This window comes from Sphingomonas horti, from assembly GCF_009753715.1.
In the GTDB taxonomy this organism is placed as follows: domain Bacteria; phylum Pseudomonadota; class Alphaproteobacteria; order Sphingomonadales; family Sphingomonadaceae; genus Sphingomonas_B; species Sphingomonas_B horti.
Genome location: NZ_WQMS01000020.1, coordinates 1 through 13,822, shown reverse-complemented (window position 1 = coordinate 13,822; position 13,822 = coordinate 1). Strand labels below are relative to the sequence as shown.

13 protein-coding genes are annotated in these 13,822 nt (G+C 68.6%); 9 read left to right on the top strand and 4 right to left on the bottom strand.

What is annotated here, in order from left to right:
- Positions 1-109 precede the first annotated feature (109 nt).
- Entirely contained in the window at positions 110-1,675 is a 1,566-nt protein-coding gene (purH, locus tag GON01_RS15530) for a bifunctional phosphoribosylaminoimidazolecarboxamide formyltransferase/IMP cyclohydrolase (RefSeq protein ID WP_157028308.1), read from the top strand.
- Positions 1,676-1,718: 43 nt separating this feature from the next.
- Here the strand turns inward: purH and GON01_RS15525 are convergent, their stop codons facing one another.
- A complete protein-coding gene (locus GON01_RS15525; protein WP_157028307.1) occupies positions 1,719-3,239 on the bottom strand; it encodes a lipopolysaccharide biosynthesis protein in 1,521 nt (506 codons plus the stop codon).
- 41 nt (positions 3,240-3,280) lie between these two features.
- Positions 3,281-6,025, bottom strand: coding sequence for a DNA polymerase I (polA, locus tag GON01_RS15520; protein WP_157028306.1), 2,745 nt, complete (start codon positions 6,023-6,025; stop codon positions 3,281-3,283).
- Positions 6,026-6,103: 78 nt separating this feature from the next.
- Here polA and GON01_RS15515 point away from each other — a divergent pair, with 78 nt between their 5' ends.
- Together GON01_RS15515 and GON01_RS15510 are read left to right on the top strand one after the other, a co-directional pair.
- Positions 6,104-7,072, top strand: coding sequence for an MDR/zinc-dependent alcohol dehydrogenase-like family protein (locus GON01_RS15515; protein ID WP_232328915.1), 969 nt, complete (start codon positions 6,104-6,106; stop codon positions 7,070-7,072).
- A complete protein-coding gene (locus tag GON01_RS15510; RefSeq protein WP_157028305.1) occupies positions 7,072-8,043 on the top strand; it encodes a Gfo/Idh/MocA family protein in 972 nt (323 codons plus the stop codon). Before GON01_RS15515 ends, GON01_RS15510 begins: the two co-directional genes overlap by 1 nt.
- On the opposite strand, the gene GON01_RS15505 is transcribed toward GON01_RS15510, so the two are convergent.
- On the bottom strand, positions 8,031-9,089 hold the full coding sequence (locus tag GON01_RS15505) for a hypothetical protein (RefSeq protein WP_157028304.1): 1,059 nt from the start codon (positions 9,087-9,089) through the stop codon (positions 8,031-8,033). The two genes, GON01_RS15510 and GON01_RS15505, sit on opposite strands and share 13 nt — an antisense overlap.
- Before the next feature lie 162 nt (positions 9,090-9,251).
- On the opposite strand from GON01_RS15505, the gene GON01_RS15500 reads away from it, so the two are divergent.
- The 5 genes from GON01_RS15500 (at position 9,252) to GON01_RS15480 (ending at position 12,221) form a co-directional block, all read left to right on the top strand.
- On the top strand, positions 9,252-9,455 hold the full coding sequence (locus GON01_RS15500) for a hypothetical protein (RefSeq protein ID WP_157028303.1): 204 nt from the start codon (positions 9,252-9,254) through the stop codon (positions 9,453-9,455).
- A gap of 34 nt (positions 9,456-9,489) precedes the next feature.
- The gene (locus tag GON01_RS15495; RefSeq protein WP_157028302.1) at positions 9,490-9,783 is read left to right on the top strand and encodes a hypothetical protein; all 294 of its coding nucleotides are present in this window, start codon (positions 9,490-9,492) and stop codon (positions 9,781-9,783) included.
- A gap of 89 nt (positions 9,784-9,872) precedes the next feature.
- On the top strand, positions 9,873-11,066 hold the full coding sequence (locus tag GON01_RS15490; protein WP_157028301.1) for a toxic anion resistance protein: 1,194 nt from the start codon (positions 9,873-9,875) through the stop codon (positions 11,064-11,066).
- Between the two features lie 40 nt (positions 11,067-11,106).
- Positions 11,107-11,796: a DUF3099 domain-containing protein gene (locus GON01_RS15485; RefSeq protein WP_157028300.1), complete on the top strand. Its 690-nt coding sequence runs from the start codon at positions 11,107-11,109 to the stop codon at positions 11,794-11,796.
- Positions 11,797-11,822: 26 nt separating this feature from the next.
- Positions 11,823-12,221, top strand: a complete 399-nt coding sequence (locus GON01_RS15480) for a DoxX family protein (protein ID WP_157028299.1) — start codon at positions 11,823-11,825, stop codon at positions 12,219-12,221.
- Between the two features lie 5 nt (positions 12,222-12,226).
- Here the strand turns inward: GON01_RS15480 and GON01_RS15475 are convergent, their stop codons facing one another.
- Positions 12,227-13,354 carry a DmpA family aminopeptidase gene (locus GON01_RS15475; RefSeq protein WP_157028298.1) on the bottom strand — a complete coding sequence of 376 codons (1,128 nt, stop codon included), beginning with the start codon at positions 13,352-13,354 and terminating at the stop codon, positions 12,227-12,229.
- 232 nt (positions 13,355-13,586) lie between these two features.
- Here GON01_RS15475 and GON01_RS15470 point away from each other — a divergent pair.
- Positions 13,587-13,822: hypothetical protein (locus GON01_RS15470; RefSeq protein ID WP_198159872.1), on the top strand; the 236-nt coding region annotated here is incomplete at its 3' end.

Here is a 13,822-nt window from a genome sequence, read left to right as displayed (position 1 = left end):
CCTGAGCCTGTCGAAGGCCTCCCTTTTCTTTTGACGCCTCGGAGGGAAGGGGGGCTTCGACAAGTTCAGCCCGAACGCTATGGGGCGCAGGCCGACTCCAGAGGAAGAAATGACCGACATCCCGATCCGCCGCGCGCTGCTTTCCGTTTCCGACAAGACCGGCCTCGCCGAACTCGGCCAGGCGCTCGCGGCCAAGGGCGTCGAATTGGTCTCGACCGGCGGCACGGCGAAGGCGCTGCGCGACGCGGGGCTTGAGGTCCGTGACATTTCCGACCTGACCGGCTTTCCCGAGATGATGGACGGGCGCGTGAAGACGCTCCACCCCAAGGTCCATGGCGGCCTGCTTGGCGTCCGCGACAACCCGGAACATGCCGCCGCGATGGAAGCGCACGGGATCGGCGCGATCGACCTGGTCGTGGTGAACCTCTATCCGTTCGCGCAGACCGTCGCGCGCGGCGCCGGGCGTGACGAGGTGATCGAGAATATCGACATCGGCGGACCCTCGATGGTCCGGTCGGCCGCCAAGAACCACGCCTTCGTCGCGATTGTCACCGATCCGGCCGACTATGCGGTAGTGGCGAAGGGCACGACCAGTCTCGACGAGCGCAAGCGGCTGGCCGCCAAGGCCTTCGCGCTGACCGCGCAATATGATGCGGCCATCGCTTCCTGGTTCGCCTTTGCCGATCAGGGGCAGATGTTCCCGGACACGCTGTCGGTGCCGCTGAAGCGCGGGCAGGAGCTGCGCTACGGCGAGAACCCGCACCAGAAGGCGGCGCTGTACCTTCCCGCCGGCCCGTCCGCGCGCGGCATCGCCCAGGCTGAGCAACTGCAGGGCAAGGAGCTCAGCTACAATAATTTCAACGATGCCGACGCGGCGCTGGAGCTGGTCGCCGAGTTCCGGGACGGCCCGCCCACCGTCGTTATCGTCAAGCACGCGAATCCGTGCGGCGTCGCGACCGGCGAGACGTTGCTCGACGCCTATAAGGCGGCGTTGGCCTGCGACACCGTCTCCGCATTCGGCGGCATCATCGCCTGCAACCGGCCGCTCGACGGCGCGACGGCCGAGGCGATCACGGAAATCTTCACCGAAGTCGTGGTCGCGCCCGATGCGGACGAGGCGGCAAAGGCGGCGTTCGCGCGCAAGAAGAACCTGCGCCTGCTGCTGTGCGGCGAACTGCCCGATCCGAAGCGGCCGGGCCTGATGCTGAAGTCGATTGCCGGCGGCGTGCTGGTCCAGTCGCGCGACAATGGCGCCATCGGCGAGCTGCAGGTGGTCACGAAGCGCCAGCCGAGCGAGCAGGAGCTGGCCGATTGCCGCTTCGCCTGGACCGTCGCCAAGCACGTCAAGTCGAACGCGATCGTCTACGCGAAGGACGGCGCCACCGCGGGCGTCGGCGCGGGTCAGATGAACCGCCTCGAATCCGCCCGCATCGCCGCCTGGAAAGCAAAGGACGCGGCGGAAAAGGCCGGATGGAGCGAACCGCGCACGATCGGCTCGGCGGTGGCGTCGGACGCCTTCTTCCCGTTCGCGGACGGCCTGCTTGCCGCAGTCGAGGCCGGCGCGACGGCAGTGATCCAGCCGGGCGGCTCGATCCGCGACGAGGAGGTCATCGCTGCCGCCGACGAGGCCGGGCTGGCGATGGTCTTCACCGGGATCCGGCATTTCCGGCATTGAGCGAAGCAAGCCCCTCCCCTGAAGGGGATGGGCTTTTATTCTCTCACCGCGCCTGCCGCGTCTCCCCGGGCGGCGGCAGCTCCGGCTCCTCGCCTTTCTTCAACCGGAACAGCACGCGGTCTTCCCGGGTGAAGCCTTTCATCCAAATCACCGCGCCGTAGCTGATCAGGATGGCGGGCATGCCGATCAGCAGCTCGCTCCATTCGGGGATGCGGGTGGCGATGAAGCCGACCACCGTCCCCGCCGCGACCGCCCACACCAGCGCCCAGCGCCACGGCGACACCGGCGCGTCGAGCAGCGTCGAGAGCAGCCGCGCCTTCGCGATCGCCGCGAAGCCCAGCGCGAGCGGCAGCGCCATCGCCGGGCCCACGGCCTGGACTTCGGGCGGCAGCGCGGCCTCGCCCATGCCGAGAATCAAGGCGAAGCTCAAGCCGATCTGGATCGCGATCGTCGCCAGCGAGATCATCAGGTTGCGGTGGCGCGCGACATAGACCAGCGCCGATTCGGACACGACCGCCGTCGCCGCGACCACTTCGGCGATCATCAGGAAGGCGAGCGCGCCGGTGCCGCTGACGAATTGCGGGCCGGCCAGCCCCATCACCGCCTCGCCCGGGATCGTCAGCGCCAGCGCGATGCCGGCCTGCGCGGCGATGATCCAGAAGCCGACCTGCCGCACCTGCGCCGCGACCGCGGCCTTGTCGCCCTCCGCCAGGCTCTGCGTGATGACCGGCCCCAGGATCGGATCGAAGCTGGTTTTCAGCTTCTGCGGCAGCGTCGCGATCTGCTGCGCGACCCAGTAGATGCCGACCGTCGCCGGCGGGAAGAACAGGCCGATAATCGCCCGGTCGACGTTGCGCGTGCCCCATTCGATCGCGTCGGCGGCGGCGAGCGGGGCGTTGCGGCGGGCGATGTGGAACAGCTCGACCGGCCGCGGCGACCAGCCCCGCGGCAGGCCATAGCTGCGGATCAGCGGTATGATCGAGGCGACCAGAGCCGCGATCAGCGACAGCACGTATGACAGGATCAGCCCGTCCCGCGTCGAATAGAAATAGAGCGCACCGGCGGCGATGCTGATCGTCCAGGGCTCGATCACAGCCCGTGCGCGCACCGTCGCCGCGACATTGTGGCGATAGGCGAGCGCGGCCAGCGACACGTCCGACCAGGCGAGGGCGAAGATCGTCAGCGGAAGCAGCCGGTCGAGCCCGTTCACGCCGCTGTTCGGGAACATCAGCTCGGGAATGGCGGCCAGCACCGCCGCCGCCGCGGCCGAAGCGGCGCCGGCGACCAGCAGCCCGTCCCAGACGACGCAGACATGCGGCCGCTCGGCCGAGGATAATTGCTGGGCGAGTCCGCGCTTCAGCCCCAGTGTCGCGAGCTGGGCGGCAAATTCGATGACCAGGATCGCATAGGCGAATCGGCCGAGCGCGTCCGGGCCGTACAGGCGGCCGGCGATGAACAGGAACGGGATCCGCGCCGCCAGCCGCAGCAGGAAGCCCAACATGTTCGTACGGCCGCCCTTGGCGAGGTCCGCGATATCGCTGGCCGGCGCTTCCGAAACCCCCATCGGATCGTGCTTAGACAGGTTCCTGGTCCCTGCCCATAACCTTAGTGAGCCGCGCCCCAGCTGGGGCCGTGGCCGATTTCCACGCCCACGGGAACGCTGAGCCTGACCGCCGGCTCCGCCGCCGACGCCATGACGTCGCGGATCACCGCGCTCGCCGCCCCGACATCGCGTTCGGGCAGCTCGAACACCAGCTCGTCATGGACCTGGAGCAGCATGCGCACGTCGGGCAGGCCGGCCCGCTCCAGCGCCGGGCCCATCTTCACCATCGCTCGCTTGATGATGTCGGCGCTGGTGCCCTGGATCGGCGCGTTGATCGCCGCGCGCTCGGCGCCCTGCCGCTCGTGCTGGACCTTGGACTTGATGCGCGGGAAGTGCGTCTTCCGTCCGAACAAAGTGGTCGTGTAGCCGCGCTCGCGCGCGACCGTCAGCGTCTCGGCGATGTAGCGGTTGATGCCGGGGAAGCGCTCGAAATAGCGGTCGATCATCACCTGCGCTTCCTCGGCCGTGACGCTCAGCCGGCCGGCGAGGCCCCAGCGCGAGATGCCGTAGAGAATCGCGAAGTTGATCGTCTTGGCACGCCCGCGCGTGTCCCGGTTCACTTCGCCGAACAGCTCGGTCGCGGTCAGCGCGTGAATGTCCTCGCCGGCCGCGAAGGCGGCGCGGAGCTGCGGCACGTCGGCCATGTGCGCGGCGATGCGCAGCTCGATCTGGCTGTAATCGGCCGACAGGATGACGTTGCCTGGCTCGGCCACAAAAGCGTCGCGTATCTGCCGCCCGGTCTCGGTTCGGATCGGGATGTTCTGCAGGTTCGGCTCGGTCGACGACAGGCGGCCGGTCTGCGCACCCGTCAACGAATAGCAGGTGTGGACGCGGCCGGTTTCCGGGCTGATCTCCTGCTGCAGCGCGTCGGTGTAGGTGGATTTCAGCTTGGTCAGCTGCCGCCAGTCGAGCACGCGCCGCGCGACCTCGACGCCTTCGGCCGCGAGCCGCTCCAGCTCGTTCACGTCGGTCGAATAGACGCCCGATTTGCCCTTGCGGCCGCCCTTCAGCCCCATCTGCTCGAACAATATGTCGCCCAGCTGCTTGGGGCTGCCGATGGTGAAAGGCGCGCCGACCAGCGCGAAAATGTCAGCCTCGATCGCGGCGATCTGCTGCGCGAAGTCGCCGGACAGGCGCGACAGATATTCGCGATCGACCTTGATGCCGGCGCGCTCCATCGCGCCGACGACCGGGACCAGCGGCCGGTCGACCCGCTCATAGACGGTCGCAGCGCCTTCCGCCGACAGCCGCGGCTTCAGCCGGCGCCACAGGCGGAGTGTAACATCGGCATCCTCGGCGGCGTAGCGGGTGGCGGCGTTCAGATCGACCTGATGAAAGCCGAGCTGGTTCCGGCCGGTCCCGACCACGTCCTTGAACGCGATGCAGCTATGGCTGAGGTGCGTCGCCGCCAGCTCGTCCATGCCATGGCCGTGCAGCCCGGCATCCAGGTCGAAGCTGATGACGATCGTGTCGTCATAGGGCGCGATGCGCACGCCGTGCCGGGCGAGCACGCACATGTCGAACTTGATGTTGTGCCCGATCTTCAGCACCGCCGGGTCTTCGAGCAGCGGCTTCAGCCGTGCGATCGCCGCGTCGAGCGGGATCTGCGCCGGGAAGTCGCCGCCCAGCAGGTCGCCGCCGCCATGGCCGAGCGGAATGTAGCAGGCCTTGTTCGGCTCCAGCGCCAGGCTGACGCCGACCAGCCCCGCGTGCATCTGGTCCTTGCTGTCGGTCTCGGTATCGACCGCGACGAAGCCCTGGGCAGTCGCTGCCGCGATCCAGCGGTCGAGCGCCTCCAGCGTCAGCACCGTCTCATAGTTGTCGTGGTCGCAGGGCGGGTCGGGTGGCAGCTCGACGCGCGACTCCGGCGCGGGAACCTCGTCGGCCACCTGGCCCAGCCGCATCAGCAGCGACTTGAAGCCGTGATGCTCCAGAAACGCGCGGAGCGGCGGTTCGGGAATGCCCTGCAGCTCCATTTCCTCGATCGGATGGACGAGCGGAACGTCACATTTGAGCTTCACCAGTTCGCGCGACAGCCGGGCATTTTCCGCATGCTCGATCAGATTGTCGCGCAGCTTGCCCGGCTTCATCGCCGGCGCGGCGGCGAGCACGGCCTCGACATCGCCATGCTCCAGGATCAGCTTCGACGCGGTCTTGGGGCCGACGCCGGGCACGCCCGGCACATTGTCGACGCTGTCGCCCATCAGCGCGAGCACCTGCCCCAGCTGGCCCGGCGGGACGCCGAATTTCTCTACCACCGCGTCTGCCCCCAGGCGCCGGTTGTTCATCGTGTCGTAGAGGTCGAGCCCCGGCTCGATCAGCTGCATCAGGTCCTTGTCGGAACTGACGATCGTCACCGACCAGCCCTGCGCCAGCGCCGCTTTCGCATAGGACGCGATCAGGTCGTCCGCCTCCACGCCTTCCTCTTCCAGACAGGGCAGCGAAAAGGCCCGGGTCGCGTCGCGGATCATAGGGAATTGCGGGACCAGGTCCTCGGGCGGCGGCGGGCGATGCGCCTTGTACTGGTCGTACATGTCGTTGCGGAACGACCGTGCCGAATGGTCGAAGATCACTGCCAGGTGCGTCGGCCCGTCGGCCTTGTTCAGCTCCTCCGCGAGCTTCCACAACATGGTCGTATAGCCATAGACGGCGCCGACCGGCTCGCCATGGATGTTCGTCAGCGGCGGCAGGCGGTGATAGGCGCGGAAGATATAGCCGGAGCCGTCGACCAGATAGAGATGAGGCATGGCCGCGAGATAGCGGCTGCCCGGAACCCGCGCCAGCCACCTGTTGTTTCAGGATCGGAACATGAGCGGGAGCTGAGCTTGCCAACCAATACCATGCGCGCGGCGGTGCTGACCGGGCCGGGTCGGATCGAAGTCGAGAACGTGCCGCTGCCGGAGCCGGGGCCGGGGCAGGCGCGCGTCAGGCTGGAAGGCTGCGGCGTCTGCGCGTCAAACCTCACGCCCTGGGCCGGGCCCGACTGGATGGCGTTTCCGACCAAAGCCGGCGACCTCGGCCATGAAGGCTGGGGCACGATCGACGCGATCGGCGACGGCGTGACGGGGCTCGCGATCGGCGACCGCGTCGCCGCGCTCAGCTACCAGAGCTATGCCGAATATGATGTTGCCGCGGCTGACGCGGTCGTGAAGCTGCCGCCCGAGCTGGCCGGCGCTCCCTTTCCCGGCGAGCCGCTCGGCTGCGCGTTCAACATCTTCCGCCGCGCCGACATCCATGCCGGGCAGACGGTTGCGATCGTCGGCATCGGTTTCCTGGGCGCGCTGCTGACGCGGCTCGCGGCCGATGCCGGCGCGCGCGTGATCGCGATCTCGCGGCGCGACGAGTCGCTCGCCGTCGCGCGCGAGATGGGCGCGGCCGAAACAATCCCGATGCACGACCACCAGGCGATCATCGAACGTGTGAAGGACCTGACCGGCGGCAGCTTCTGCGAGCGGGTGATCGAGGCGGTCGGCAAGCAATGGCCGCTCGATCTCGCCGCCGAACTGACCGCCGAGCGCGGCAAGTTGATCATTGCCGGCTACCACCAGGACGGCCCGCGCCAGGTCAATATGTGGCTGTGGAACTGGCGCGGCATCGACGTCATCAACGCCCATGAACGTGATCCCGCCGCCTATATCGCCGGCATCCGCGAAGCGGTGGAAGCGGTCGCCTCGGGCCGGCTCGACCCGGCGAAGCTCTACACCCATCGCTATCCGCTCGACCGGCTCGGCGAAGCGCTGGACGCGACCCGCGACCGGCCGGGCAATTTCATCAAGGCGCTGGTGACCTTCTGATGCGGGTCGGGTTCCTGGGCACCGGCTGGATCGGCCGGCACCGGATGCAGGCGATGATCGACACCGGCGCGATCGAGGCGGTCGCCTATGCCGATCCGTCCGACGAAATGGCGGCGGAAGCGGCCAGGCTCGCGCCGGGCGCGGCGCGCGTGGACGGCCTCGATTCGCTGCTCGGGCATAGGCTGGACGGCATCGTGATCGCGACGCCGAGTGCCCTGCACGCCGAGCAGTCCATCCGGGCGCTGGAGGCGGACGTCGCCGTCTTCTGCCAGAAGCCGCTCGGCCGCACCGCCGGCGAGGTCGGCGCGGTCGTGGATGCGGCACGCCGTGCCGACCGGCTGCTCGGGCTCGACCTCTCCTATCGCCACACCGAGGCGATGCGCCGCATCCGCTCGCTGATCGCCGCGGGTGAGCTGGGCCGGGTCGGCGCGGTCGATCTGGTCTTCCACAACGCCTACGGGCCGGGAAAAGCCTGGTTCTTCGACCCCGCGCAATCCGGCGGCGGCTGCGTGATCGATCTGGGCGTCCATCTTGTCGACCTGGCGCTCTGGGCGCTCGACTTCCCCGCAGTGACCGACGTGCAGGCGCGCCTGCTCGCCAACGGCCGGCCGCTCCCGCCCGGCGCGTGCGAGGACTATGCGGTCGCGACCCTGACGCTCGGCGATGGGCGCGTGATCAGCCTCGCCTGCTCCTGGAACCTGCCAGCCGGCCGCGACGCGATCATCGGCGCCAGCTTCTACGGGGAAGGCCTGGGTGCCGGCTTCCGCAATCTTGACGGCTCGTTCTTCGACTTCACCGCCGAACGCTGGCGCGGCACCGCGACCGAGGTGCTGGCGGCGCCGCCCGACGACTGGGGCGGCCGCGCGGCTGCCGACTGGGCGCGCCGGCTGGCAGCGGGCGAACGTTATTCGGCCGAGGCGGAGCGCTTCGTCGACGTCGCCGAGATACTCGATCGCATCTACGGACGATAGACGGCTGCCTGCTCGTCCTGCCCGCCCAGCCAGGCGGGCTCCTCCACCCCGAAATGGCGGACCAAAGCCGCGAGCTCGCCCCGATAGGCGCGCTGCCACTGCCGCAGCGCGTCGCCGCAGCCGCGCCGGATCGCATAGCCGGCCCGCTCCAGCCGGGCGGCGGCATTCGCGACGTCCCGGTCCGTCAGCTCCGGCATCGCGCGCGGGTCGAGCCGGAAGGCGCCGCACAGCCGCCGGACGGTCCGCACGCCGCCGTCGTGCATCAGCCGGGCATTGCCGCCCGGTACGTCGCCGAGCATCGCGATCGTGACCGAGGCCGCGTCGAGCACCGCGCCCAGCGCCGTCAGCCAGTCCAGCCCGCCCTTGTCCGACCGGAAATAGGACAGCACCGGATGGGCGCCGTGCGTGTACAGCAGCATCGCGGCCCAGCTTTCCCAATCGTCGAACAGCTTGGGCAGGCCGTCATGCGCATCCAGCTCGCGCGTGGTGGCGAGCAGCACGACGCCTGAGGGCGGCGAGCCGGCCCGGCTCTCCAGCTTCAGCACCAGTGCGTCGCGATCGCGCAGCGCGGTCTGGATCTGGACGATGAAGGAAAGCGTGACGGTGACGATCTGCAGCCCGCACAGCCCGGCGACCACGACGAGCGGGCGCGCCCAGCCCGTGGCGCCATGGCCGCTCAGCCCCAGCGTCATCATCGCGCACCCGATCTCGAACGCTGCTTCGCCGAATTCAATGATCGGCGGCGTGAACGACCGGCGCAGCGCCCAGGCGGTCAGGCTGAGGCCGAGCAGGGTCAGGCAGACCCACACGACCAGCATCATCAGCAGCAGCATCGCGCCGAACACGCTGCCCATCCGGGGATCGCGGGTGCCCGCGCACGCGCGCAGCGTGCCGCGCCAGAAGCCGAACATGTAGGTCCGCAGCAGCCGCGACACGTTGATGGGACCCGATACCCGGCCGGGCACGACCACGGTCGCGAACACGTCGAACACCGTCGCCGCGGTGATCGCCAGCCCGCCGATCAGCGCCAGTGCGTCCCGGATCATGGCGGCTGAACGCGCGGATCGGCGCCGCGCCCAATCAAGGGGCCGTTAACCTTGTTCCGGCAAATAGGCTCGGCTCGCCGCAAATGGCCGGGCGCCCGCCTTGCGGGCCGCGCGGCCGCCGCGTAGGGCGATCACCCAGAGTCCGGGGGGATTCACGGCACGATGTTCGAGATTGCAGCTTTTACCTACGGCGTCCTGGCGAGCTTCGTGCTGGCCAGCATCACCAGCAACAAGCGCGCGAACCGCGACAATCCGCGGATCGTGACCCTGTTCGGCTGGGGCCTGATGGCCTTTTCGCTGACGCTGTCGCTGCTCCTGTCGGGCTGGGTGCTCTACAGCACGGTTGGTGGCGGCTTCGCGCTCTGACGCAACCCCGGCGCGGCGCTTGCGTTGGCCGCGTATGAGATACGCTGTCCCCGCGCTCGCCCTGCTGGCGCTCGCCGCCTGCTCCGACAACTCCACCAACGGCTCGACGGCCGACGCGCAGGCCGATGCGCTCGACAATGCCGCCGACCAGAGCACGGCCAAGGCGGCCGATGTGCTGGAGAACCGGGCCGACGCGATCCGCGAGAATGGCGCCATCGGTGCGCCGGGCGCGCCCGGCTCGTCGACGCAGAATGCGGTAAACGCGGCCGCCGAGGCCCAGGACAATGTCAGGCAGGCGCCCGTGCCCGGTCCGAAGCCGACGAAATAGGCGTATTATCGGCCTAAAACACGAAAGCCGCTTGAACCGCGGCGGCACGCCTCTAATCTCCGCAGCCGCAAGGGGCAGGAGATGAATTGATGGCCACCACCGCCACTGTCGAAGAGAGCGGGCTCGTTCTGACGCCGCCGGACCCGGTCGCCGCCGTCGCCCCGGAAAAGGCGGCGGGCCTGGTGCCCCTTGAGGAGAAGCAGAAGACCGAGCTCGAAAAGCGGGTCGACCAATTCGTCGACGAGTTGATCGCGCAGGACGTGAACAGCCCCGAGTTCGGCAAGCGCGTCGATTCGATCACCGCGCTCGGTCAGAAGGAAATCCGCGCCGCGGCGGGCGAGAGCAATCGCTTCCTCGATCGGCCGGTGCGCGCGATGGACCAGGAGACTGGCGTCGGCACCGACCTCGCCGAGCTGCGCCGCACGATCGAAGACCTCGATCCCTCGTCGAAAGGCGACCTGTTCACCAAGCGCCGGCTGTTCGGCATCATCCCGTTCGGCTCGAAGCTCAGGAATTATTTCGACAGCTACCAGTCCGCCCAGGGCCATATCGCCGCGATCCTCGGCCGCCTCGCCAAGGGCAAGGACGAGCTGCTGATGGACAATGCCGCGATCTCGGTCGAGCGGCAGAAGCTCTGGGCGGCGATGGGCCGGCTGGAGCAAATGATCCACATGTCCAAGGCGCTGGACGAGAAGCTGGAGGACAAGGCCAACGAGCTCGACGCGACTGATCCGGCCAAGGCCAAGGCGATCCGCGAAAGCGCGCTGTTCTACGTCCGCCAGCGCACCCAGGACCTGCTGACCCAGATGGCGGTGACGGTGCAGGGCTATCTGGCGCTCGACCTGGTCAAGAAAAACAATGTCGAGCTGATCAAGGGCGTCGACCGCGCCTCCACCACCACCGTCTCGGCGCTACGCACCGCCGTCACTGTCGCGCAGGCGCTGACCAGCCAGAAATTGGTGCTGGAGCAGATCACCGCGCTCAACACCACGACCGCGAACATCATCGATTCGACCGGCAAGCTGTTGAAGACCCAGACCGCGCAGATCCACGAGCAGGCGGCGGCGTCGACGATCCCGCTGGAAGTGCTCAGCCGCGCGTTCCAGAACATCTACGATACGATGGATTCGATCGACACCTTCAAGGTGAAGGCGCTCGAATCGATGAAGACGACGGTCAACGCGCTGTCGAGCGAGGTCGAGAAGTCGCGCGGCTACATCGCCCGCGCCGAAGGGGCCGAACAGGGCCAGAGCTCGCCGCTGCAAGCGCTGGATGCGGGCTGAACCTTCGCGCGGACGGGAAAGCCCGCTATGGGCTGACTGAATGATCGACTCCGACCTCATCATCTCCAAGGCCGAAGAGCTGATCCGCCGCGCCTCGCCGGAGGGACGGGCGGCGGCGCGGCGCCGGCGCGAGCGGCGCAAGGCGCGCGCGATCCGCATGATGCGGCGGATGTTCTTCCTCACATTGGCGATCCTGGTCGCGGCGGTCGCCTGGGGGCTGGTCATCGGCCCGATCGGCGGCACCGGCGTGATGGCGGTGGTGCTGGGCATCGTCCTCGCCTGGATCGGCGTGCTGCTGTTCTCGGCCGAGCCGGAAGCCAATGCCGAGCAGCTGCCGCAGGTGCCGCTGAAGGCGCTCCCCAACCGCACCGAGCAATGGCTGGACAGCCAGCGGCCCGCGCTCCCCGCGCCCGCCAACCGGCTGATCGACCAGATCGGGGTGCGGCTCGAAGGATTGGCACCCTGCGTCCAGCATCTCGACGAGCGCGAGCCCGCGGCGATGGAAGTGCGCCGGCTGGTGGGCGAGGAGTTGCCCGAGCTGGTCCGCGGCTATCAGCGCGTGCCGCAGCAGCTCCGCCGCCAGGGGCCGGACGCCCAGCTCGTCGAAGGCCTGCGCGTGGTCGAAAGCGAGCTCGCGCGGATGACCCAGCAGCTGGCGAGCGGCGACCTCGACAAGCTCGCCACCCAGGGCAAATATCTGGAGCTCAAATATAAGGGCGCGGAGGAATGACGCTCCGCAGATAGAGGGAGGGGCATATGGACCGGTTCGGAGTCTGGGCGCAGCGGATGCTGTCGGTACTCAGGATCATGGCGGCGTTGCTGTTCATGGAGCATGGCTTGATGAAGCTGCTCCACTTCCCCGCCGCGCAGCCCGGCGTCCCCGACCCGCTTCCCGCCCTGCTGATGGTGGCCGCCTGGATCGAGGTGGTCGGCGGCGCGCTGCTCGCGATCGGCCTGTTCACCCGGCCCGTCGCCTTTATCTGCGCGGGCGAAATGGCGGTCGCCTATTTCATGGGCCACGCTCCGCAGAGCTTCTGGCCCGCGCTGAACGGCGGCGACGCGGCGATCCTGTTCTGCTTCGTGTTCCTCTACCTCGCCTGTGCCGGCGGCGGCGCATGGAGCGTGGATGCGGCACGCAGCCGGCACGTTGTTTGAGAGGCTTAGCGCCCCTTCAGCATCGGCAGCACGCGGTCGAGCGGCAGCGCCTCGATCCGGCCCTGATCGCCGTCGACGCTGGTGGCGGCGAACAGCGCGTTGAGCACCGCTTCCTCGCTCGCCTCCGCCACGGCCTGGAACAGCGGCGACATGCGGTCGTTCGGCAGGTCCTCGACCGGGCTGGCGGCCGCGCGGCGCTCGGGCGTGCGGCGCGCCGAAGCAGCGGTCGAGAAGGCAACCGCATAATCGCCTGAGCCGTTCGAGAAGCTGGAGCCGGTCCGCGCGATCCCGGCAAAGGCGCGCTCGGCCAGCCGGCGCAGGTTGCGGTCGGACAGTGGCGCGTCGGTCGCGATCACGACCACGACCGACCCGTCGGCCTTTTTCTGCTCGACCTGCTCCTTATAGTCGTAGCGGCCGAGCTTCACGCCCACGGGCACGCCGGCGATCGTCAGCACGCCGCCATAATTGGCCTGCACCAGCACGCCGACCGTCCAGCCGCCAAGCGACGCCGGCAGCAGCCGCGACGAGGTGCCGATGCCGGCCTTGAAGCCGAACGCGACGGTGCCGGCGCCGGCGCCGACATTGCCTTCCGCTACCGGCCCCGGCTTCGCGCTCTCGATCGCGCGGCGCGCGTCGGCGATCGTCACGTGGCGGCCGCGAATGTCGTTCAGGAAGCCGTCATTGGTTTCGCCGACCACCGCGTTGACCGATCGGACCTGTTCGTTGCCGGGCCGGGCGAGCGTCCATTCGACCGCCGCGGCCATCGCCTCGGCGACGTTCAGCGTGTTCGTGAGCAGGATCGGCGTCTCGACCTCGCCCAGCTCCACCACTTGCGTCGAGCCCGCGAATTTGCCGAACGCATTGGCGACGAAGAACCCCGCCGGCACCTTGTCCTGATAGAGGTTGCCGCCATGCGGGAGCACCGCGGTGACGCCAGTGTGGATGCGCTTGCCCTCGTTCAGCGTCACCTGCCCGACTTCCACCCCGGCGACGTCGGTGATCGCATTGAGCGGCCCCGGCGACAGGATACCGACCGTCACCCCCGCCTCCCGCACGCGCGGATTGGCCGATGCTATCGAACTCGGCATGGAGACAAGAACCAGCGCAAAGGCATATTTAATCATCGCCGCCATCCCCGTTTGCGCAAGCCATCGCCGCACTGACTGCAGCGCGTCCGGCAGGTGCCGTTCGACCGAACGCCTGAAAGTCGCGAATTCCCGGCATGACCATGAGGCAGCAGCCGGCACGTAAGCCACCGTAAAATCCGAAGTATCCGTTAACCGCGTCCTTAAACGCACAGACTCTATCCGCACCCCCGACATGAGCGCGGCCTGCCCCCTTGGCCGCGTCCCGACGGGGATTGCAATGACCATTTTCAACGTTGCCACTGCGGCCGAGCTGTCGTCCGCGATCGCAGGCGCGGCCGGCGGCGACCGGATCGTCGTTGCCGACGGCAATTACGGCAAGCTCAGCATCTTCAACCGCAGCTTCGATTCGACGGTGACGATCGTCGCCGCCAATCCGGGCGCGGGCGCGCATTTCGACGGGCTCACCATCACCGGCTCGAAGAATGTGAGCCTGGTCGGCCTCGACCTCGGCCG